General features: G+C 58.4%; 17 protein-coding genes and 1 tRNA gene. 15 read left to right on the forward strand and 3 right to left on the reverse strand.

Annotated elements, in window-relative coordinates; genetic code table 11:
• Positions 1-413 precede the first annotated feature (413 nt).
• The 3 genes from G5367_RS01530 to G5367_RS01540 form a co-directional block, all read right to left on the reverse strand.
• Positions 414-812 (reverse strand): hypothetical protein, encoded by a 399-nt coding sequence (locus G5367_RS01530; protein ID WP_005360244.1) that lies wholly within the window; start codon positions 810-812, stop codon positions 414-416.
• A 96-nt stretch (positions 813-908) separates the two neighbouring features.
• Complete coding sequence (gene fdhF / locus G5367_RS01535) at positions 909-3,053, reverse strand: formate dehydrogenase subunit alpha (RefSeq protein WP_167565718.1); 2,145 nt, start codon at positions 3,051-3,053, stop codon at positions 909-911.
• Between the two features lie 46 nt (positions 3,054-3,099).
• Positions 3,100-3,699 carry a 4Fe-4S dicluster domain-containing protein gene (locus tag G5367_RS01540; protein ID WP_043850912.1) on the reverse strand — a complete coding sequence of 200 codons (600 nt, stop codon included), beginning with the start codon at positions 3,697-3,699 and terminating at the stop codon, positions 3,100-3,102.
• Between the two features lie 432 nt (positions 3,700-4,131).
• On the opposite strand from G5367_RS01540, the gene G5367_RS01545 reads away from it, so the two are divergent.
• The 15 genes from G5367_RS01545 to hypF all read left to right on the forward strand — a co-directional run bounded on the left by G5367_RS01545 (position 4,132) and on the right by hypF (position 23,118).
• The gene (locus G5367_RS01545; protein WP_139443838.1) at positions 4,132-4,896 is read left to right on the forward strand and encodes a trypsin-like peptidase domain-containing protein; all 765 of its coding nucleotides are present in this window, start codon (positions 4,132-4,134) and stop codon (positions 4,894-4,896) included.
• Positions 4,897-4,979: 83 nt separating this feature from the next.
• Complete coding sequence (locus G5367_RS01550) at positions 4,980-6,272, forward strand: anti-phage deoxyguanosine triphosphatase (protein ID WP_421293790.1); 1,293 nt, start codon at positions 4,980-4,982, stop codon at positions 6,270-6,272.
• 546 nt (positions 6,273-6,818) lie between these two features.
• Positions 6,819-8,687: a low affinity potassium transporter Kup gene (kup, locus tag G5367_RS01555; RefSeq protein WP_104014706.1), complete on the forward strand. Its 1,869-nt coding sequence runs from the start codon at positions 6,819-6,821 to the stop codon at positions 8,685-8,687.
• A 419-nt stretch (positions 8,688-9,106) separates the two neighbouring features.
• Positions 9,107-9,772 carry a 4Fe-4S dicluster domain-containing protein gene (locus G5367_RS01560; RefSeq protein ID WP_421243639.1) on the forward strand — a complete coding sequence of 222 codons (666 nt, stop codon included), beginning with the start codon at positions 9,107-9,109 and terminating at the stop codon, positions 9,770-9,772.
• On the forward strand, positions 9,772-11,643 hold the full coding sequence (gene hyfB, locus G5367_RS01565) for a hydrogenase 4 subunit B (RefSeq protein WP_421243640.1): 1,872 nt from the start codon (positions 9,772-9,774) through the stop codon (positions 11,641-11,643). The genes G5367_RS01560 and hyfB overlap by 1 nt, the downstream gene beginning before the upstream one ends.
• 1 nt (position 11,644) lies before the next feature.
• On the forward strand, positions 11,645-12,598 hold the full coding sequence (locus G5367_RS01570) for a respiratory chain complex I subunit 1 family protein (RefSeq protein ID WP_421293791.1): 954 nt from the start codon (positions 11,645-11,647) through the stop codon (positions 12,596-12,598).
• A gap of 80 nt (positions 12,599-12,678) precedes the next feature.
• Complete coding sequence (locus tag G5367_RS01575) at positions 12,679-14,397, forward strand: NADH-quinone oxidoreductase subunit C (RefSeq protein WP_421243642.1); 1,719 nt, start codon at positions 12,679-12,681, stop codon at positions 14,395-14,397.
• Positions 14,398-14,406: 9 nt separating this feature from the next.
• The gene (locus tag G5367_RS01580; RefSeq protein WP_017778903.1) at positions 14,407-14,985 is read left to right on the forward strand and encodes a formate hydrogenlyase complex iron-sulfur subunit; all 579 of its coding nucleotides are present in this window, start codon (positions 14,407-14,409) and stop codon (positions 14,983-14,985) included.
• Complete coding sequence (locus G5367_RS01585; protein WP_005333324.1) at positions 14,985-15,800, forward strand: NADH-quinone oxidoreductase subunit B family protein; 816 nt, start codon at positions 14,985-14,987, stop codon at positions 15,798-15,800. The genes G5367_RS01580 and G5367_RS01585 overlap by 1 nt, the downstream gene beginning before the upstream one ends.
• The gene (locus G5367_RS01590) at positions 15,793-16,206 is read left to right on the forward strand and encodes a formate hydrogenlyase maturation HycH family protein (RefSeq protein WP_088869068.1); all 414 of its coding nucleotides are present in this window, start codon (positions 15,793-15,795) and stop codon (positions 16,204-16,206) included. The genes G5367_RS01585 and G5367_RS01590 overlap by 8 nt, the downstream gene beginning before the upstream one ends.
• Positions 16,206-16,697, forward strand: coding sequence for a hydrogenase maturation peptidase HycI (gene hycI, locus G5367_RS01595; RefSeq protein ID WP_421243643.1), 492 nt, complete (start codon positions 16,206-16,208; stop codon positions 16,695-16,697). The genes G5367_RS01590 and hycI overlap by 1 nt, the downstream gene beginning before the upstream one ends.
• 213 nt (positions 16,698-16,910) lie before the next feature.
• Positions 16,911-17,002 (forward strand) — tRNA-Sec (locus G5367_RS01600).
• Positions 17,003-17,316: 314 nt separating this feature from the next.
• On the forward strand, positions 17,317-18,795 hold the full coding sequence (gene selA, locus G5367_RS01605; RefSeq protein ID WP_421243644.1) for an L-seryl-tRNA(Sec) selenium transferase: 1,479 nt from the start codon (positions 17,317-17,319) through the stop codon (positions 18,793-18,795).
• Between the two features lie 4 nt (positions 18,796-18,799).
• Positions 18,800-20,683 carry a selenocysteine-specific translation elongation factor gene (selB, locus tag G5367_RS01610; RefSeq protein ID WP_421243645.1) on the forward strand — a complete coding sequence of 628 codons (1,884 nt, stop codon included), beginning with the start codon at positions 18,800-18,802 and terminating at the stop codon, positions 20,681-20,683.
• On the forward strand, positions 20,680-23,118 hold the full coding sequence (gene hypF / locus G5367_RS01615) for a carbamoyltransferase HypF (RefSeq protein WP_421243646.1): 2,439 nt from the start codon (positions 20,680-20,682) through the stop codon (positions 23,116-23,118). Before selB ends, hypF begins: the two co-directional genes overlap by 4 nt.
• The last annotated feature ends 5 nt before the right edge of the window (positions 23,119-23,123 follow it).

Consider the following 23,123-nt stretch of genomic DNA (forward strand, 5'->3'; position numbering starts at 1 on the left):
TATCGATTTAGTCACCAGTCAGGCTGTCCATGCCATCGCATCACGACAAGCACCCGTCACCAAAATAAATAGCCGCAGCCCGTAAAAGCGGCTGCCAATAAGAAAAGCGGTGACGAAAATTGTCGCATGTTGCAATTCCAGAGTTGTTATTAACGAACGACAACAAAAAGTAACATCGTTATCGGGGGATATATTGGAATGGCGACTCATCATAGATGAGCTCAAATTTCATTACAATCCGATTTAATATATCTGATGGCCATATTTAACCGGTTATTTCATCAGTTCTTGATCTCAATTAAAGCGCCCGAAAAGTGGGCCGCCGTCAACTGTCAGATCTGCCTCTCCTCTTCGCTGGCTGCTTTACTGGCTGCGGGTTTCGAGATGGCGTTTGCAACCCATCCATCGGCAATTTATGAGGTGATGATCCGGCTGTGGCAGCACTTCAGGCCACCGAAGATAAAGAGGGCCGACAGGCTCTGGAAGGCCATCAGCAGCCAGCTGGCGTTGTCGGCAAGCTCGGCGGCGACGCTCTGGTGCGTGAGGTAGATCAGCAGGGTGATCACCCCCAGCAGCAGGCCGTTGATCAAGGTGGTGGAGATAAACCCGATCAGCCAGGCACTGGAAATACTCAAGGCGGAAAATACGCTGCTCATGGCAAGCCGTGCTGCCATAAAACAGCCGAAAAAACCGAAGCCCAGCAGAAATATCATCTCGTCGCGCCAAATATAGCAACCAATTCCCAGCAATATCGCCGCCAGATAGGTGCCAATATAGAAAAGTCCGAATAAGCGACCAATTTCATGTTGCATCATTTACTCCCCTTTCTTTGGGTAATAAAAGGGTGCCCGACTCGATAAATCCGAGTCGGGTTCCCTTATTTGTGCAGAACCTCTTTTTTAGGGCGATCAGCCCTTGGCTGCGCTGCGCAATTTCGCCTTGAGCGCGCTGTATTCAGTCTGGACGTACACTTCCGCCTCAGGCTGATTGTCGATGCGCTCGATCTTCACCGCGCAGTACTTGTACTCAGGCGTGTGGGAGACGGGATCGACGTGCTCGATGGTGAGCTCGTTGCAGGCCCCGATCCACCACTGGTAGGTCATGTAGACCACCCCGGCGTTAACCCGGTCGTTGTAGTTGGCCCGGGTGATCACCTTGCCACGGCGCGACGAGATCCAGACCAGCGCCTGATCCTTCACCCCAAGCTTTTTGGCATCGCTCGGGTGGATCTGCACATAGCCAGGCTCATCGGCCAGGGTCTGCAGCGCCGAGCAGTTGCCGGTCATGGAGCGGCAGGAGTAGTGTCCTACCTCGCGCACGGTGGAGAGCACCAGCGGGTACTCGGCACAGGGCTGCTCCAGCGGCGGCCGCCACTCGGAGGCAATCAGCTGACCCTTGCCGCTCGGGGTAGTGAACACGTTCCCCTCGAACAGAGTGCTGGTGCCCGGATGATCCTCGGTCGGACAGGGCCACTGCACGCTCTTGAGATCGGCCATCTTGTCGTAGCTGACCCCGGCGTAGAGCGGGCAGAGCGCACGCATCTCGTCCCAGATCTCTTCGGTGTTGTGGTACTCCATGGGATAACCCATGGCGGTCGCCATCAAGGAGAAGATGGCCCAGTCCGGCTTCACGTTCTCAGGAGGCGTCACCGCCTTGTAGAAGCGCTGGAAGCCGCGATCCGCCGAGCTGTAGACCCCTTCATGCTCGCCCCAGCTGGTGGCGGGCAGAATGACGTCGGCCATCTCGGCGGTCTGGGTCATGAAGATATCCTGCACGATCACCAGCTCCATCCCCGCCAGAGTGCGGCGGAACTGACCCAAATCAGCCTCGGTCTGGGCAGGATCTTCACCGAAGATGTAGAAGGCCTTGCACTTGCCCTCCTCCACCTTGTGGCCAAGCTCCGTCAGGCGATAGCCGGGTTTCTGGGAGAGTGACTCCACGCCCCACGCCTTGGCAAACTTGGCGCTGATCTCGGGATCGGCCACCGACTGATAGCCCGGGAACTGGTGCGGCAGCATCCCCATGTCACAGGTGCCCTGCACGTTGTTCTGACCGCGCACCGGCCCGCAACCGGTGCCGCGACGACCGAAATTGCCGGTCAGCAGCGCCAGACCCGCCAGCCCCTTGACCACGTCCACCGCCTGACCGTACTGGGTCACCCCCATGCCCCACAGGATCATGGACGCAGGCGACTCGGCATAGGTGCGAATGGCGGCGCGGATATCGGCAGCTTTCAGGCCGGTGATCCCCTCGACATATTCCGGGGTGTACTTGGCCACCGTCGCCTTGAAGGTCTCGAACCCTTCGGTGTAGTTGGCGACAAACGCCTTGTTGTAGAGCCCTTCATTAATCAACACGTTGGCGAAGGCGTTAACCAGCGCCATGTTGGAACCGTTTTTGAGCGGCAGCCACTGATCGGCGATGCGGGCGGTCTCCACCATACGGGGATCACACACAATCACCTTGGCCCCGTTTGCCTTCGCCTTGAGGATATGGCGAGCGACGATGGGGTGAGAGTCAGCAGCGTTGTAACCAAATACCAGCAGGCACTTGGTCTCTTGAATTTCGGGAATGGCGTTGCTCATGGCGCCGTTGCCTACAGTTGTCTCCAGACCGGAGACTGAGGGTGCGTGTCACACCCTCGCGCAGTGGTCGACGTTGTTCGTCCCAATCACCGCACGGGCAAATTTCTGCATCACATAGTTGGCTTCATTGCCGGGGCCACGGGCAGAGCCGGTGGTCATGATGGCGTCCGGGCCATATTTCGCCTTGATGGCAGAGAGACGGCTGCTGGCGAACTCGATCGCTTCATCCCAGGAGACTGCCTCGAACTTGCCACCGCGCTCGCGGCGGATCATCGGGCTCTTGAGACGGGGGGTCAGCAGGTTGGTGTCGTTCAGGAAATCCCAACCGTAATAGCCCTTGAGGCAGAGCTGCCCCTCGTTGGTCCGGCCGTTGGCGCCTTCGGCCCCCACCACCTTGTCGTTTTCAACCAGCAGGTTGATTTTGCAACCGGTGCCGCAATAGGGGCACACGGTAATGACTTTTTTCATGACTCACACTCTTGTTTGTTAACGAAAAACGGCTCGGCAAGCCCGCTCACACCCGCGCCGGCATCGCCAGCAGTGCCTCGGCACTGGCCAGCTGCTTCTGCCGGTTCAGGTTTTCAAGATGCTCCGGCGTGACCAGCCGCAGCGCCTGGGTCGGACACACCTCGACACAGGCCGGGCCCGCCTCACGGTGACGGCAGAGATCGCACTTGAGCGCCTGCGCCTTGGTCTGCGGACGCTTGAAGAGCGAATCGGCAGTCGGGGGCACCTCTTTGAGCACCACTGCCATGGCGCCGTAAGGACAGGCCACCACGCAGGACTTGCAGCCGATGCAGCGCTCCTGCAACACCTTGACGCAACCATCCTCGCTGACGATGGCATTGTTCGGGCAGGCCATGGCGCACGGCTTGTCTTCACACTGGCGGCAGAGCACCGGCGTGGTCACCTTGCTGCCCACGATCACCTTCAGGCGCGGCTGAAAGTAGCTGTCCTTGGAGACCAGATGTCCATCCTCGATGGCAAGATGCAGGCCGCCCTCCCGCTCAAGGGTCCCGCTGCAAGACCCTGACTGGTGTGAAACGGCGCAGGCCACCTCACAGGTACGACACCCAATACAGAGACTGGGATCTGCAATCACGAAGCTGTTCATAGAGAGGGATCCTAAATGGTTCGTTACACCGGGCCGCCCGCCGACAGGCAAAGAGGCGGCCAGCCCCCCACAAAGCATTTATCAGACCAAAACGGGCCAAAGGTGCGATAAAAATTCACAACAACCTGAAAATAAAGGAATAATCAGAAATAGGTGCGTGCTGGATGCCGCCTCTGACGAGGGTGACGACGGGCTGGGAAGTGTGATCGACACGACAAAAGTGACGAGCTCGACACCGGCTGACAAAGGCGTATCGCCCTGGCCTTTCAGCTCAATTGCTCAAGCAGCAACCAATCAATGACTAATTTATTGAACTCGGACAGATTATGCGCCGATTGCCCTTTTTACCCCCTACCCGATTGGATAGCATGCTTCAGTTGGCAACCAGCTCAATTGGGCACCTCATATGAGGGATTTTCATAGGAGAATTTAGTGAATGTAGATAAATCAATTGTTCCTATATATATAAGAACAGAAATACCTAAGCGTATAGTTCAAATTGGTACAGCTGTATTTATTGATTTTCAAAACATGCCTTTTCTTTTTACTGCGGCGCATGTTACTGATGATATGGAGAATGGAGCATTATTAGTACCTACTTCTGAAGGCCTCCTCGAAATAGATGGATATACAGCATTTATCGATCTTCCTCCAGAAATATCTAGAGCCGATGACACTGTAGATATGGCATACATCCGCTTATCATCTGAATTTGCATGTAAACTCTGCTATCATTTTTTCCCTTTGCCGCAAGAAATGTCACAAATACTGGCTTCATCTGAAGAGTTAAGTATTGTTTCTGTTGTAGGTTATCCAGCAAGCAAGTCCAAAAAGAAAGCAGATGGTTACAAATCTGAATTATATTGCTTTAGAGGTGTGGCTGCTCGCAAAGATATTTATGATTCACTAGACCTATGCCCAACTACAAGCACTGTCATTCATTTTAGCAGCAAAAGAACTGTTAATCCCAACACCACAGATCGTGTAACCCCTCCAAGTCCTAATGGTATGAGTGGTGGAGCAATCTTTGCGTGGCCAGCAGGCTATGAACTGTCAGATGATTGGACAAAGCCCAAGCTAGTCGGTATTTTTCACACCTACAAAAAAAATGATGGATTAATGATTGGAAGTAATCTCATTAACTTTGTCGGGGCCACAATATTAGGAAAAATGAAAAATTTTGACGGGGTTGTTTAAAAGACTTATTAAGCACAGCATTATATTTAAAAGAATAATTTACAGTTTTGGTTAACAGCCAAATTAATCATGTGTGAGGATATATGTGGAAAGATAGATTTGAAGCTGCAACAGCAAGTGGATTTAACCGCGATGAATTCAGTCGTGATCGTGCACGAATTATCCATTCTGCTTTTTTCAGGCGGCTACAAGGAAAAACTCAAGTTCTAGGATTGGGAGAAAGCGACTTTTATAGAACGAGATTGACTCACTCCTTTGAGGTTGCACAAATTGGTGGTGGTATTGCCGAATTTCTCAAAGGGAAATATTCTGATAATGAAGAAATACTAGGCCTGCTACCTGAACAGAATCTCATTGAGTCAATTGGTTTGGCTCATGATATTGGCCATCCACCTTTTGGTCATGGCGGGGAAGTAGCACTTAATTACTCGATGAGAAGTCATAATGGGTTTGAAGGTAATGCTCAAACATTGAGAATTTGTACAAAACTTGGTGAGTACTCAGATTGTGGTGGGTTAAATCTAACTAGAAGGACTCTTCTTGGTCTGATTAAATATCCTGCATACCATAGCTCCGTAGTTAACAATGGAAAATATAACAATGAAGATGGTATCAACTTAGATTCATACCATCCCCCAAAATGTATTTTTGATTGTGATAAAAGTCATGTTGATTGGATTTTACAACCATTCAATGCTGATCAAGATAAATTTCAGTCCTATAAGGTGGTATCTGGGGATCATAGCAAACCACTATATAAATCTTTAGATACCAGTATTATGGAAATGGCTGACGACATTGCCTACGGCGTTCATGACCTTGAAGACTCTATTGCTCTAAGACTGGTCAGTGAGCGAAGCTGGAAGAATGAGGTTGTTGACATCATAAAGGATCCATTAAGGATGCTCCCTTTATCTGGTCAAATTGACATTCTAACACAGCAACTTTTTGCAGGAGAAAATAAGACAAGGAAAAGAGCTATCAGCTATCTGGTTAATTATTTTATAATTAATTCAGAAATGATAAAGCAGAGTGTTTTCTCACACAATTTGCTTGACTACCAAGCAAAATTAAAAACATTGCCACATGAAGAACTTAAAATATTTAAAAAATTTGTGGTTAAAAATGTAATCAAAACACCAGAAGTACAAACTCTAGAGTACAAAGGGCAACAAATGATTGTAAAATTATTTGATGTCATTGCTAACAATCCTTCAAGGCTGCTCCCAACAAAATATTATGAAAGATATACAAATGAAGGTCAAAACATGAGAGTTATTTGTGATTATTTAGCAGGAACAACTGATGATTATGCAACTCGTCTATATCATAAGATATTCACTCCCTCATCTGGTTCAATATTTGACAGGTTATAATTTTTAGTACATAGATTATTTATGGCAAGGTGCAATAAGCGCAGCGCATTGCACCTCTTGCCTATTTTAATACTTGGTGCAATTCACTTCGTTCATTGCACCCTACATTTCCCCTCCCAAATAAAGACTCCATTGCTACCCAGCCCCCTCCCCTTTGCCATCCTGCCCGCAATAAATTAGTCACTATTTTATCGTCTGTTTTTCACTCACCTCGGTAAAAAATAGTGGCCAAAGCGCTTCCCCAGATAAAACAAACGGTTGCCCGCAGAGCGGGTGAATATTTCAATCAACGGCCAATTAATAACCTTACTCAAAAGGGCGTTTTGATTATTTATACCTGAGCATGAACCCGCAGAGTGTGTGTCATTATAAGCTTAACGACAGATGAACAGACTGTGTCCCATGAAACGCATCTTTATATCCGATTAGCTCCCTTCCCATCGCAATCCTTTGATTTCCCCCCGATGTTGTATCCACACATACCTGATGTGTTCGGGGCGATCTGCTGTGGCAAACGTGTAAACATCAAACTGACAAGATGAACTCATGAACTGTGATAAACAACAAGCCATGTCCGGCGTCATGCTGGCAGCGATTGGCGTAGTCTATGGCGATATCGGCACCAGCCCGCTCTATACCTTGCGCGAGTGCCTGTCAGGTCAATTCGGGTTCGGCGTCGAGCCGGCCTCCATTCTCGGCTTTCTCTCGCTGATCTTCTGGCTGCTGATCCTGGTGGTGTCGGTCAAGTACCTCTCCTTTGTGATGCGGGCCGATAACGCCGGCGAGGGTGGCATTCTCACCCTGATGTCACTGGCGACCCGCAACGCCTCCACCCGCTGGACGCCGCTGCTGATCATCCTCGGCCTGATTGGCGGCAGCTTCTTCTATGGCGAGGTGGTGATCACCCCGGCGATGTCGGTGATGTCGGCCATCGAGGGTCTGAGCATTCTCACCCCCGCCCTCGATCCCTATATCGTCACCCTCTCGGTGCTGGTGCTGACCCTGCTGTTTGCCATCCAGAAACATGGCACCGCCATGGTGGGCAAGCTGTTTGCCCCCATCATGCTGATCTGGTTTATGACGCTGGCGGTGCTGGGGCTGCGCGGCATCATCCACAACCCCGAGGTGCTGGGTGCGCTCAACCCCATCTGGGCGGTGCGCTTCTTTGTCCAGTACCAGACCACCTCCTTCTTTGCCCTCGGCGCCGTGGTGCTGGCCATCACCGGGGTGGAGGCGCTCTACGCGGATATGGGCCACTTTGGCAAGAATCCCATTCGCCTCGCCTGGTTTATCGTGGTGCTGCCTTCTCTGGTGCTCAACTACTTCGGTCAGGGTGCGCTGCTGCTGAGTAACCCCGCCGCCATTGCCAACCCCTTCTTCCTGCTCGCGCCGAAATGGGCGCTGGTGCCGCTGCTGCTGCTGGCAACCATGGCGACGGTGATCGCCTCCCAGGCGGTGATCTCCGGGGTCTTTTCGCTGACCCGGCAGGCGGTACGGCTCGGTTATCTCTCCCCCATTCGCATCGTTCACACCTCCGAGCAGGAGTCCGGCCAGATCTATATTCCGGTCATCAACTGGATGCTCTATATCTCGGTGGTGATCGTCATCATGAGCTTCGAGCACTCCAGCAATCTGGCGGCGGCCTACGGCATCGCGGTGACCGGCACCATGGTACTCACCTCCATCCTCTCCTGCTCGGTGGCCAAGAACAGCTGGCACTGGAACAAGTATCTGGTGGCCATCCTGTTTGCCGCGCTGCTCTGTATCGACGTGCCGCTGTTTGCCGCCAACCTCGCCAAGATCTTCTCCGGCGGCTGGCTGCCGCTCACTCTGGGCGCGGTGATGTTCACCGTGATGACCAGCTGGAAGAGCGAGCGTTTCCAGCTTATTCGCCGCCTGAACGAGCACGGCAACTCCCTTGAGCCGATGATCGCCTCGCTGGAAAAGTCCCCGCCGACCCGGGTGGCCGGCACTGCCGTCTATATGTCGCGGGTGGTCAATGTGATCCCCCATGCGCTGCTGCACAACCTCAAGCACAACAAGGTGCTGCACGAGCGGATCATCCTGCTCACCCTGCGGGTGGAGGATGTGCCCTACGTCCACAATGTGCGCCGGGTCTGCATCGAGCAGCTCTCCCCCACCTTCTGGCGGGTAGTAGCAAGCTACGGCTGGCGCGAGACTCCGAACGTGGAGGAGATCTTCCACCGCTGCAACGCCGAGGGGCTGAGCTGCCGGATGATGGAGACCTCGTTCTTTATGGCCCACGAGTCACTCATCATGAAAGACCGCCCCTGGTATCTCTATCTGCGCGGCAAACTCTTTATGCTGCTGCAGCGCAACGCCCTGCGCGCCCCGGATCAGTTCGAGATCCCGCCCAACCGGGTCATCGAACTTGGATCCCAGGTGGATATCTGATTGCGGGTTGATGGCCTCTTCATGGCATAGAAAAAATCAGCAAATAGAGAGGGAGGCATTGGCCTCCCTCTTCTTTTCCGTTAACCCCGATTACCGCCCCCTCATCCCCAGCCCTTCTCCCGCAAGGGGAGAAGGGAGCAAACCACGGCGCCCATATGCTGCAAACGGTGCAATTCACTTCGTTCTTTGCACCCTACTCATACTGCATTTTCCAAGGTGACGAACCCTCTTGGCTGCTTCGTCACAAGTGACGAACGTCACAGTTCGACAGCCACACTCGTCCTTTCACCCAACCACACCAATATTTTTATTCATTTAAAAACAGCCACTTAAAACCAATTCATCTGCAAAAACCAATCTGGCCCGTATCTTGCCAACCTGCCCCTACTTTCTCCGTTCGCGACACGACAAGGTAGGCTATGAACCGCTTCGTTATCGCTGACCCCAAGCTTTGTATCGGCTGTGGCACCTGTATGGCGGCCTGCAGCGAGGTACACAAGGCGCAAGGTTTGCAGCAAGCCCCCCGTTTAACTGTTATGCGACACGAGCAGGCGACCATGCCGGTTCAGTGCCGTCACTGTGACGATGCCCCCTGCATCAAGGTGTGCCCGGTCGAGGCAATTCGCCAGACCGGCGATTGCGTGCAACTCAACGAGTCGCTCTGCATTGGCTGCAATCTCTGCGCCGTTGCATGCCCCTTTGGCGCCATCCAGAGCGGCGGCAGCCGTCCGGTAGCCGTGGCCAACAGCTACGACACCTATATCCCCTGCTCCATCCGCTCCAGCAACCCCTCAACTTCCGCAGGCCTGCGCTGCTTTGGCGAGGATCTGCTGAGCTGGGAGCCGGGAGTGCGCAGCATCGCCGTCAAGTGCGACCTGTGCGAGTTTCACGCCGACGGCCCCGCCTGTGTCGGAGCCTGCCCCTCCCAGGCACTGAAGCTGGTCAATGACGGCGACACCGAACGCGCCGCCCGTATCCGTCGCCAGCAAGCGGCCGACACCAACCCGCAAGGGGCCTCTGCCTTCTCGGCGCCTGCCACGGCGCTCCCTGTATCCGATTTATCCACCACAGAGGGAGTTCGCTGATGTTGTCCCCCCTTGTTATGGCCACGCTCCTGCTCTTTTTGCTGGGCGCTGCCGCCGGTTTGCTGCTGCAAAAGCTGCCTGCACTGGCCAACCGCCTCAATAGCGGCCTTGCCCTGCTGGGCTCGCTCGCGGGTCTGGTTGCCGCCATCCAGATCTTTGCCCAAGGCACCCCCGTCGACGGCCAGCTCTGGCTGCTGGGCTCGGTTCACCTCGATATGCTGGCCGCGCTGATGCTGCTGGTGATTAGCACCGTCGGCGTTGCCGTCGCCCTCTACTCCTTTGCCTATATCCGCGAATATCAGGGCAAGGGGGATGTGGCCATCGGCGCACTGATGAACCTCTTCCTCTTTGCCATGGTGGGCATGGTGCTGGCCGACAACGCGCTCGGTTTCTTGCTCTGCTACGAGCTGGTGACCCTCACCACCTACTGGCTGGTCAAGACCAACCCGGATGCGGCCAAACAGAGCCGGCTTTACTTGGTGATGAACCATATCGGCATGGCACTGGTGCTGGTCGCCTTCTGGCTGCTCTGCCGCGAAAGCGGCTCGCTGGAGTTCGCTGCGCTGCGCGAGCACCATCTGGCGGGCGCATTGGCCTCCCTGGTGTTCCTGCTCAGCTTCTGCGGATTTGGTCTGCGCGCCGGTTTCGTGCCGCTGCACGGCTGGCTGCCGGTGGCCGAGCCCGTTGCGCCGTCCCATATCTCGGCGCTGATGTCCGGCGTCATGGTGAAGCTGGGTCTCTTTGGCATTTTGCGGGTCAGCATCGATTTTCTTGGCGCCAGCCAGCTCTGGTGGGGCTATGTGGTGCTGATCTTCGGTGCCTGCTCGGCAGTGCTCGGGGTGCTGTTTGCGCTGGCCGAGCATGACCTCAAGCGGCTGCTCGCCTACCACACGGTGGAGAACATCGGCATCATCCTGATGGGGATGGGCATCGGCATGATCGGCATCGCCAACCAGCAACCGGCACTGGTGGTGCTGGGGCTGCTCGGCGCGCTTTATCACCTGCTCAACCACGCCATCTTCAAGAGCCTGCTCTTTATGGGTACCGGCTCTGTGATGTTCCGCCTGCACACCCGTGATATGGACAAGATGGGGGGGCTGGCCAAGCTGATGCCCTGGACTGCGCTGGCGTTCCTCATCGGTGCCATGGCCATCTCGGCGCTGCCGCCGCTCAACGGCTTTGTCAGCGAGTGGTTTATCTACCAATCCCTGCTCTCCATGGCCAAACTCGGCACCTCCGTCGTCGCGCCGCTCGCGGTAGTGATGCTGGCGGTAACCGGCGCCATGGCGGTGATGTGTTTCGTCAAGGTGTATGGCATCTGCTTCTGCGGCGCCCCGCGCAGCGAACACGCGAGTCACGCCCGCGAAGTGCCGGGCGCCATGGTGGCAGGCACCCTGCTGCTTGCCGCGGTCTGTCTGGTGCTGGGTCTGGGTGCCCCCTGGATTGCCCCCCATATCGCCAGCTATGGCCAAGCCTTGGTAAGCGGCCAAATGAACGTGGCCACCGGCGCCACCCTGCTGCCACTCGACAGCTCACAAGCGATCCTCTCCCCGCCCGTTATCGCCATCACCCTGCTGGGTCTGTTCCTCATTCCGCTGCTGGTACTGGCCATCTTCAAGGGGCCCAAGCTGGGTCGTCGTCACGCCGGCACCCCGTGGGCTTGTGGTTACGCCTACGAGGAGCTCATGAGCCTCACCTCTGGCGGTGTCACCCACACCTTGCGCCAACTCTGCGCGCCACTCTATCGCAAGCAGCCGCAGCTGGATCTGGCCAGCGCCCTGCACGGGGTGAGCGATACCAGCGGAATGACCTGCTGGTTGCTGCATGGCGTTGTGCTGGCGCTCTTTATCCTGATGGCTGTAGGAGTCTGATATGCCTGTTCTTGAAATGCCGAGCTGGGGCATGGTTGCCCTCGCCCTGACCCAGGCCATCGCCATGCTGGCGCTGGCGCCGCTCGCCACCGGTTTCAACCGGGTGCTGCGGGCCAAGATGCACTCCCGTCAGGGGCCGGGCCTGCTGCAGGATTACCGGGATATCGCCAAGCTCCTGCGCCGTCAGGAGGTAACTCCCGAGCCTGCCGGCATCATCTTCAACCTGATGCCTGCGCTGCTGATCGCGGCCCTGTTGCTGGTCGCGATGGCGCTGCCGACCCTGACTCATGAGTCCCCCTTCCCCATCGCCGGGGATCTCATCACCGATATCTATCTGTTCGCCATCTTCCGCTTCTTCTTCTCCCTCTCCGGGCTCGACAGCGGCAGCATGTTTGCAGGGATCGGTGCCCGCCGCGAACTGACCCTCGGCATTCTGGTGGAGCCCATTCTGGTGCTCGCCTGCTTCATCATGGCGATGATGGTGGGCAGCTCGGATCTGGGCAATATCAGCAGCTATATGGCGACCCAGCCGCTGGCCGCGCCGGTTGCCACCCTCTTGGCTGGCGCCGCCTGCGCCTTCGCGGTGTTTGTCGAGATGGGCAAGCTGCCTTTTGACTGCGCCGAAGCCGAGCAGGAGCTGCAAGAGGGGCCGCTCACCGAGTATTCCGGTGCGGGCCTGGCCCTGCTCAAGCTCTCCATCGGCCTCAAGCAACTGGTGGTGGTGCAGCTCTTTCTGGTCATTTTCCTGCCCTTCGGCAAGGCGGCCAACTGGAGTCTGCCTGCGCTCATCGGCGCGGCGCTGATCCTCGCCTGCAAGCTGCTGGTGGCCTTTTTGCTGGCCGGCATCATCGAAAACGCCATGGCCCGCACCCAGTTCGTACGCACCCACAAGCTCACCCGCTACGGGTTGGGGCTGGCCCTGCTGGCGCTGCTCGCCTATCTGGTCGGGATCTGAATCATGCCCGCCAGCACAGCGACTTTTTCCGATTTCATCATTTGTGAATGCTCATTCCCGAACATTAAAGTGAGAACTGCATGACCATCGCCATTTCGGATCGCATCGGCTGCGACTACATCCAGCAGGTGCGAGCCCAACTGCCCCACGCCATCGTCGACGAGGAGTGGCAAACCGCCGATCAGGCCACCATTACCGTCAAGCCTACCAGGCTGGTCGAAACCGCCAGCCTGATCTTCCACCAGCTGGGGGGCTGGCTTCCTCTCTCCTTTGCCAATGACGAGCGCAGCCTCAACGGCCACTTCGCCGTCTACCACGTCTTCTCCATGGAGGGCGACACCAAGTGCTGGATCACCGTCAAGGTGCTGGTGGATGCCGATACCCAGGAGTACCCCTCCATCACCCCGACCATTCCGGCGGCGGTGTGGGGCGAGCGGGAGATCCGCGACATGTACGGCCTGCGCGCCATCGGCCTGCCGGATGAACGCCGTCTGGTGCTGCCGGACGACTGGCCGGAGGATATCCACCCGCTACGCAAGGACGCCATGGATTACCGCCAGCGCCCGATGCCCACCACCGACACCGAGACCTACCCCTTCGTCAACGAGCTCGGCAGTGATGCCAACCGCATCGTGCCGGTCGGCCCGCTGCACATCACCTCGGACGAACCAGGACACTTCCGTCTGTTCGTCGATGGGGAAGACATCATCGATGCCGACTACCGCCTCTTCTATGTCCATCGTGGCATGGAGAAGCTGGCGGAAACCCGCATGGGCTACAACGAAGTGGCGTTTCTGACCGACCGGGTCTGCGGCATCTGCGGCTTTACCCACAGCGTCGCCTATACCACCTCGGTGGAGAACGCCATGGGCATTCCGGTGCCGGAGCGGGCCAAGATGATCCGCGCCGTGCTACTGGAGGTGGAGCGCCTGCACAGCCATATCCTCAACATCGGTCTGTCGAGCCACTTCACCGGTTTCGACACCGGCTTCATGCAGTTCTTCCGGGTGCGGGAAAAATCCATGACCTTGGCCGAGCTGCTGACCGGCGCCCGCAAGACCTATGGCCTCAACCTGATTGGCGGGGTGCGCCGCGACATCTTCAAGGAAGATCGCATCAAGGGTGCCCAGCTGGTGCGCGAGCTCCGTGATGAGCTCAAACCCCTGGTCGCCATGCTGCTGGATACCGCCAACATCTCCTCCCGCCTTATCGGTATCGGCAAGCTCGAGCCGCAAATTGCCCGCGATTTCAGCTGCGTCGGCCCCATGGTGCGGGCGAGCGGCTTCAAGCGCGACGTGCGTCGGGTTCACGACTTTGCCGGCTACCGCGAGCTGCCGATGGAGATCCAGACCAAGGCGGGTTGCGATGTGCAATCCCGGGTGCTGGTGCGCATCCACGAGCTCTACGACTCCCTCGACATGATTGAGTTTGGTCTTGAGCACCTGCCGGAGGGGCCACTGCTCACCGAAGGCTTCACCTACCAGCCGGGCAAGTTTGCGCTGGGCTTTACCGAAGCGCCCCGCGGCGAAAACGTCCACTGGAGCATGACGGGAGATAACCAGAAGCTGTTCCGCTGGCGCTGCCGCGCCGCCACCTACGCCAACTGGCCTGCTCTGCGCTACATGCTGCGCGGCAATACCGTGGCGGATGCACCGCTGATTATCGGCAGTCTGGATCCCTGCTACTCCTGTACCGACCGGGTCACCCTGGTCGACCCCAAGAAGGGCAAATCCACCGTGGTCTCCTACAAGGAGATCGAGCGCTACGGCATCGATCGCAAAAACTCTCCGCTGAAATAAGGGGTCATCATGATCAAGCTGTTCAAGACCATCCTCAAGGCTGGCACCCCGACCGCCAAGTACCCCTTCGCCCCTATTGATGTGAACCGGGATTTTCGCGGCAAACCCAAATATCAGGCGGATCAGTGCATCGCCTGCGCCGCCTGCACCAAGGCCTGCCCGGCCAACGCGCTGGTGATGGAAGTGGACATGGAGACCGGCGAACGGCGCTGGGAGATCTCCATGGCGCGCTGCATCTTCTGCGGCCGCTGCGAGGAGGTCTGCCCGACCCGCGCCATCGCCCTCTCCCCCGAGTTCGAGCTGGCGGTGACCAACAAGGCGGATCTCTATGAGGAGGCGCGCTTCGCACTGGCCCCCTGCACCCTTTGCGGCACCTACTTTGCCCCGAGCAAGCTGGTGGCGCTGGTGGAGGACACCCTCAAGCAGGCGGGCACGCCGCTGGCTCGCGATGCCAAGCCGCTGGCGCCGCCAGAGCGACTGCACCACTGCCCCGACTGCAAACGAAAACAGAGCATGCTGAGCCAGCCTGACTCGGCCCTGATCACACCGATAGCCACACCGATGGCCGCACAAAAGGAGTGGATGTGATGAGCAAGATCAAAGGCATAGAACCGGTTGTCGGCCATGCCCATACCCGCGCCGTGCCGCTGGCACAGGATCCCGAGATCACCAAACTCAAGAAGACCCTGCTCAAGGACATTCGCCGCTCGGCCTATGTCTACCGGGTCGATTGCGGCGGCTGCAACGCCTGCGAGATCGAGATCTTCGCCACCATCACCCCGCTGTTCGATGCCGAGCGTTTCGGCATCAAGGTGGTCGCCTCCCCCCGCCACGCCGACATCCTGCTCTTTACCGGCGCGGTGACCCGGGCGATGCGGGTACCGGCACTGCGCGCCTACGAGGCGGCGCCCGATCCCAAGATCTGCATCGCCTACGGCGCCTGCGGCTGTGACGGCGGCATCTTCCACGACCTCTACTGCGTCTGGGGCGGCACCGACAAGATCGTACCGGTGGATGTCTATATCCCGGGCTGCCCCCCCACACCGGCGGCTACCATCTACGGCTTTGCGGTGGCGCTCGGTCTGCTTGAGCAGAAACTCAAAGCCACCAGCCACGAGGTACAACCAGGTGAGCGGGTCGAGCTGCGCCACACCGGCATCCCCAATGAAATCCGGGTGATGATCGAACGCGAGGCGCGCCGCATGGCCGGTTATCGGCAGGGGCGGATCATCGCCGACGAGTTTATGGCCCTGCTTGAAGGGGCGACCCAGCAGGATGTGGATCTGCGCATCCAGAGCTACCTCGATCAGCACGACGATCCGCGCCTCTCGGAGATCGTCAACAACCTCGCAAACGCCTGCCTCAACCGGGCGGCCGGCAAGGGAGAGGCGGTGCATGGCTGACGAGGTTTTTTTCTACCGCCTCTCGCGCAAGTTCGTCGACGAGCAGTTCGACGTGCCGGAAGAGGCCAAAGAGGTGATGTACTACAGCCTCGCCATCGGCCACCACCTTGGCATTGTCGATTGCCTGCGAGCAGACCTGGTCTGCTCGCTGACCGGTTATCGCGACTGGGTGGCCAAGCTGCCACAGGGGAGCGAAGCGCGCCGCAAGATGGAGGGGTTTCTCACCTTTGGCGAGATCACCATCTATCGCGAGCACTGCCATATGCTGGCCTGCGCCTTCGACCGGCTGCGCAAAGCCGACAATCTGCTGGATGAGCAGGAGCTGGGCTGGACCAATACCTTTATGGATCAGCTCACCGCCCTCTTTAACGACCCCCATATGTACCTGATGGTAAGGAGCCGCTGATGGGCTGCAATCTCGTGTTGACCGTGGGCAATGCCATGATGGGGGACGACGGTGCCGGCCCCTATCTCGCCGACAAACTGCAGGCCGCCCCCCTGCCCGGCTGGATCCATATCGACGGCGGCATCGCGCCGGAAAATGTGGTCTACAAGGTGCGGGAGCTGCAACCTGAGCGGGTGGTGCTGGTGGATGCCGCCGAGATCGGCGAGAAGGCGGGTACCCTGCAGGTGATCCCCCCCGAGACCATCGCCGAGATGTTTATCTTCTCGACCCACAATATGCCGCTCAATTTCCTGATCGACGAGCTCAAGACCTTTGTCCCCGAGGTGATCTTTGTCGGGGTACAACCGGCCATCGTGGCGTTCTCCTTCCCGATGACCGAGATGGTGAGCGAGGCGATGGATTATCTTTATCAGCATCTTGATGCCGCCAGGGATACCAGTCTGTTAATAGATAAACTGGATCAGTGGAATATTGCCAACGCCAGCCAGTGATTATTTATCGAGTTGTTAACGACTGTTATTGACCGACGGTTACGGCAATGTGATCGAGGCCCGATGTTAAATTAAAAACATCGGGCTAATTGTGCTGAACTTGATATAAAACAAGGTTCTTTGATTTTTTCAAAAAATCGCTAACTCTCGATTTTTTATGACAAAAAAAGCGTTGCCAGTCACAGAAATTTGCCACAAAATGGCGACCGTTACGGAAGTTGATGGGGTCTGGTGGCCTCCTCGGTCTTCAAAACCGATGTGAGCCGAGAAGGCTTTGGCAGGTTCGATTCCTGCCTCTTCCGCCAAATTCATCTATTGAACAAATACTCTCTCGCTGAATTCTTCGGCCTGGATGTTATTTCCATTGTTTGTTCAATATGTTTGAAGTAATACCTTAAAAAAGGTGCTTGCCGCTTGCCAATATAATCCGAACTCAGGTTATCTCGCTGGCCAAAAATTAATTTATCAGCATCGATGCAGCATTAATTTATACCCGCTCATTGATGCACCCAGTTTGCAGTCATCCGCAAATCGCCAGCAGTGCCATAACCCGTCAGCTCGGCCTCTCTATCGGCAAACCGGTGCGCCTCCCGAACCCACGCACTGCACTGGTAATCCCATGCCGAACTCGTCTCACGCGTCAGCCATCCCCCACCGCCAGCCCACATCAGGTACGGCTGCCGACGATTCACTGCCAGATTCTCAGCAACAGCCCAGCCAGCAACAAACGCGCCGTTTGCCGCAAGTGGAGCAGCTGCTGCAGCAACCCTTTCTCGCCGGTTTTATCGAAGCGCTGAGCCGCCCGCTGGTGACTCAGGCGGTGCGCGATACCCTGAGCGAGCTGCGCCAGAGCGATGATTTTCGCCAGCATGGCGTTGCCCCCGAGCAGATCGAGGCGCTGATTGCCAAGCGCTGCCGACAGCAGTTGCGCCAGCGTCAAACCCGGGTGATCAACGCCACCGGCACCCTGGTGCATACCAATCTGGGGCGCTCGCCATTAAGTCACGAGCTGTGGGACGAGGTGCGTGACCTCAACACCGGGTACAACAATCTGGAGCTGGATCTCGCCACCGGCAAGCGCGGCGGGCGCAAGGGGCTGATCGCCCCCCTGCTCCGTTGCCTCACCCAGGCCGAGGATTCGCTGGTGGTCAACAACAACGCCGCCTCGCTCTTTTTGCTGCTGCAGGAGGTGGCCAAGGGGCGCGAGGTGATCGTCTCGCGCGGCGAGCAGATCCAGATTGGCGGCGGCTTTCGCATTCCCGATATTCTGGCGCTCTCCGGGGCCAAACTGGTGGAGGTGGGCACCACCAATATCACTACCGCCAAAGATTACCTCGATGCCATCACCGATCAGACCGCGCTGGTGCTGATGGTGCACAGATCCAATTTCGCCATTCGCGGCTTTACCGAATCCCCCGATATCGGCGAGGTGGCCCGCGCCCTGCCCGAACATGTAGTGCTGGCGGTGGATCAGGGCTCCGGCTTGACCAGCGAAGAGTTTGCGCCGGATGAAACCTCGGTACGGCAGTACATCAAGGCGGGGGCGGATCTGGTCTGCTATTCCGGCGACAAGCTCTTGGGGGGCCCGCAATCGGGCATCATCAGCGGCCGCAGCGACCTTATCAAGCGGCTGGAAAAACACCCCATGATGCGCACCTTCCGCCCGAGCCGCATCGTCTACTCCCTGCTCGAACGCCTGCTCATCCACAAGCTCAACAAGTCCCCCGTCGGTGAGGGTATCGCCCAACGGACTTTGAGCAACCCTGCCGCCATGCAGACGAGAGCCTCCCAGCTGATGGCCGCCCTGCCCGGCTGCTTTGTGCCGGTCCCCGCCCAGCTGGTGGTGGGCGGTGGTACCCTGCCGGACGAGTTCTACCCGGCGCCAGCGCTGGAGTGCACCGACCCGCGCCCGGCCCAGCAGCTGCTCGATGCCCTGCGCGAACTGCCCGTCCCGGTCATCGCCACCGTGCGCCAGCAGAAGGTGCTGCTCAATATGGCCACCCTGCTGCCGACCGAGATGGAACTGCTGATCGCCCAACTCAGGGAGTTGCTGCTGCCCACCCCGTTCAATGCAACAAATGCGACCGAGGAGCCCTGATCCCATGACCCCCTATCGCGCCGTTATCGGTCTTGCCGGCCACGTGGATCACGGCAAGACCCTGCTGATCAAGGCCCTCACCGGCATCACCACCGCCCGCGCCCATGAGCAGGCCATCGGCATGACCCAGGATCTCGGCTTTGCCCACTTCGACGACGGTCAGGGCAACACCATAGGTGTCATCGATGTACCCGGTCACGAGCGCTATATCCGCAATATGGTGGCGGGGCTCTGGAGTCTGGATCTGGTGCTGCTGGTCATCGCCGCCGAGGAGGGGTGGATGCCGATGACCGGCGATCACCTGCGCCTGCTCAAGGCGATGGGGGTGCCGCGCCTCTTGGTCTGCATCAACAAGTGCGATCTGGTCTCCCCCGACGAGCTTTTGCTGTTGGAAGAGAGCCTGCTGGAGCGGGTGATGGACGAGAGCGGCATGGTGCCCGACATCGTCAGCGTCAGCGCCAAAACCGGCGCCAATATGGCCGCCCTGCACACCGCCATCGTGCGCCAGCTTGCCGAACTGCCAGCCTCACACGCTGCCCGCGAGCAGAGCGCCCCGCGACTGTATGTAGACAGAGTCTTTACCGCCAATGGTACCGGCACTGTGCTTACCGGCACCTTGCAACAGGGCAGCCTCAAGGTGGGGGACAAGCTGCGCCTCTACCCCGCCGATCGGGAGGTGCAGGTGCGCTCCCTGCAGGCCTATCACCAGAGCGTCGACGAGATTGGCGCCGTCTGCCGGGTAGCTGTGGGCCTGAAAAAAGTGCCCCACAAGGAGGTGGCCCGCGGTCACTGCCTTACCAGCGCAACGGGCCAGTGTGAGGCGGCGACTCATCTGATCGTGCGGCTAAATGAGGTTGGCGGCAGCATCCGGGAGCAGCGCAACCGCGAAGTAGAGGTGGCCCTTGGCAGCTGGCATGGCCGAGCCCGTTTCGTGCCCATCAAGGATACCCGGCTGGCGCGACTGATCTTTACCAGCCCCATCCCCTGCTTCTTTGGCCAGCCGCTCGCCATCATTCGCCACGGCAGCAGCGAACTGCTGCACGGCGCCCGCATCGTCTGGTGCGGCGACATCCATCCCGCCAGACGCAAGGCGCTGCACACCCTGCTGGGCGAGCTGCCTGATGACTTGGAGCACTACAACCCAGCCACCCTGCAACTGGGGCTCAATGGCTATGTGCTGGCCAGCCGCTTTGACCAGCAGCCAGAGCAGGTCACCCCCCTCGGTGAGTGGCTGCTGGACAACCACTGGCTGGCCCAAAGCCGCGACCAGCTGCTCGCTACCCTGGCCAGCGAACCGCTTAGCGCCGCCGAGCTGGCAACCCGCTTTGGCATCGCCCTGCCGGTCATTCAGGCCCTGCTCCAGCAGCTCAAAAGCGAGCAGCTTGTTCGCCTGCACCATGACAAGTGGCAGCAGGGCAGCGGCGAGTCGGAAGATGATTTGGGGGAAGAGGCGCAGCTGGTGCTCAAGGTGGTGCGAGATCAAGGCAAGGAGGGTTACGAGCCCGGTAAACTGGGCCCCGGCGGCGTGGAGCTGGATCCCTTTATCACCCGCAAGCTACCCGCGGCCCTGCAGCAGGGCTTGCTACAAAAAGGCGCGTTGCAAAAGCAGTTGCGCAATCTGGCGCGACTCAAGTATCTGGTGCAGCTCGATGGCCCCATCTACTACGACGCCGAGCTTTACAACCAGATGGTCGCCGCCGTGCTGGCGGGCCAGCAGGTGGGAGATCTGATTGACATGGCATCCCTCAAGGAGATCACCGGTTTGTCGCGCAAATACGCGATTCCGTTCTGCCTGCGCATGGAGATGGATGGCTGGGTGCGGCGCGAGGAGAACGAGCGCCGGGTGCTGCGTCTGCCAGCCACTCAAGATGAGATGGAGCCAGCATGAGCGCCACCATTGCCCCCTCTATCTCTCCGAGTCATGCGGCCAACCGGCTACGCCGCGAGTTTCATATCGACGGTATAGTGCAGGGGGTCGGCTTTCGCCCCTTCGTCTATGGACTGGCGCTGCGCCACAGCCTTGCCGGTTATGTCTTGAACGATGCCAACGGAGTCACCATAGGCGCTGAAGGATCGCCTGAGCAGCTGGCCGCTTTTACCCGCGAACTGCGGGAACTGGCGCCGCCGCTTAGCCGCATCGATCACTTCAGCGAGCGAGAACTGCCCCTCGCTCATGATCCCGACTTCGATGGCCAATTTCATAGCCAGTTTCGAATTAAAGCGAGCCAGCAGCAGAGCGCGGCCACGGTCGCCATCTCGCCGGATCAGGGGATGTGCGAGGCATGCGCCAACGATGTGGCCAATCCCAACGATCGCCACCACCACTACCCCTTTACCAACTGCACCCACTGCGGCCCGCGCTACACCATCATCCACCGCCTCCCCTACGACCGCCCCCACACCGCCATGGCAGGCTTTGCCATGTGCCGGCGCTGTGCGGCGGCCTATGAAAACCCGCTGGATAGACGCTACCACGCCCAGCCGGTGAGCTGCCCCGAGTGTGGGCCCCACCTCAGTTGGCGAAATGGCCGTGGCGATGCCTTGGCCGAGCGCGAGGATGCCCTGCAGGCCGCGGCAAGAGCCCTGCAAGCGGGGGCGCTGATTGCGGTCAAGGGGATGGGGGGTTATCACCTGATATGCGATGCCCACAATGAACAGAGTGTGGCTAGATTGCGAACACTAAAGCGGCGCGCGCGCAAGCCGCTGGCGGTGATGATGGGCTCCCTTGCCGAGGCCAAATTGCATGTCACCGGCTGCGAGGCAGAGTGGACGCTGCTCGCCTCTCAGGCCAGACCCATCACCTTGCTGCGCAAGCGAAAAAACGATGATCGACCGTCAGAATCCCAACTGACAATCGCGCCGCTGGCCGAGGGGATTGCCCCCGGCATCCCCTACCTTGGCGTCATGCTCCCCTATACCCCGCTCCATCAGCTGCTGTTGGATGCCTGCGCCATGCCGCTGGTGGCCACCAGTGCCAATGGTCGCGGCAGCCCAATCCTTATCGAGTGCGAGGCGGTGGTCAGGGAACTCGGCAGCGAGATTGACGGCATCCTGGATCACAACCGCCCAATCCTGCACCCCTGCGACGACAGTCTGGTGCAGTGGGCGGGTGGGCGACGCCAGACGTTGCGCCTCGCCCGAGGCTATGCCCCCTGCACCCCCAGCCTGAAAGAGGCGGTCAGGGTGCCGCTCTTGGCGGTCGGGGCGCAGCAGAAGAACCAGCTGGCGCTCGCTTTCGGCCGCCAGCGCATCTACAGCCCCTATATCGGCGATCTGCACAGCCTGCCGATGCAGGAGCACTTCGAGCAGACCCTGGCCACCTTTCGCGAACTCTACGACCTCAAGCCAGAACTGCTGGTCTCGGATCGCCACCCCGGCTACCTCAGCCATCAGTGGGCCAAGGGCTATTGCCAGGATCAGGGTGCCACCCACCTCGAGGTGCAGCACCATCACGCCCACCTGCTGGGGGTGATGGCCGAGCACGACATCACGGACCCAGTGCTGGGTGTTGCCTTCGATGGCACCGGCCTTGGCGATGACGGCACCCTCTGGGGCGGCGAGCTGCTGATCGCAGACGTTCAGGGCTTCGATCGTGTTGCCCACCTCGCGCCTTTCAAGCTGATCGGCGGCGAGGCGGCCATTCGCGAGCCGGTGCGTCAGCTGCTGGGGCTGCTGTTTGAATCGCACAGCCCTGAGGAGATCAGTGCCCTCGATATTCCGTTGATCAAGCAACTGCCCCTTAAGCGGATCAGCAACCTGCACCAGCTCTGGCATCTCGGTCGCAACGCCCCCTACACCAGTTCCATCGGTCGACTGTTCGATGCGGTGGCAGCGATCTTGGGAGTGATCGACACCCCCGATTACGAGGGCGAAGCGGGGCTATTGCTGGAGGCAGCCGCCTTGCAGCTGGCCCCTGATGAACAGCCCTTACCCCTTGCCTTTGATCTCAGCCAATCAGCGGAAGGGCCGCTGCAGATCGAGTGGGCCGAGCTCATCCATACCCTTGTCAGCGAGCGGCGCCAAGGCACCTCCACCGCCAGCCTGGCCGCCGGTTTTATCCGCGCCATCAGCAATCTGGTCATCGCCCTTGCCGAACGCTTCCCAGGCTATCCGGTGGCGCTGGGGGGCGGCGTCTTTCAAAACCGGGTGCTGATGGATCAGCTGGTTCCCGCGCTCGAAGCGGCCGGTCGGCAGGTATTGACCAGCGAAACCCTGCCGCTCAATGACGGTGGCATCGCCGCCGGTCAGCTCTGGTTTGCCATCCACTATCTTGCCACGCATCAGCCTGTCACAACCGGTTGTGCCACCTTGTCGGAGTCCTGAAATTC

This window comes from Aeromonas sp. 604282, assembly GCF_049170575.1.
Lineage (GTDB): Bacteria > Pseudomonadota > Gammaproteobacteria > Enterobacterales > Aeromonadaceae > Aeromonas > Aeromonas veronii_A.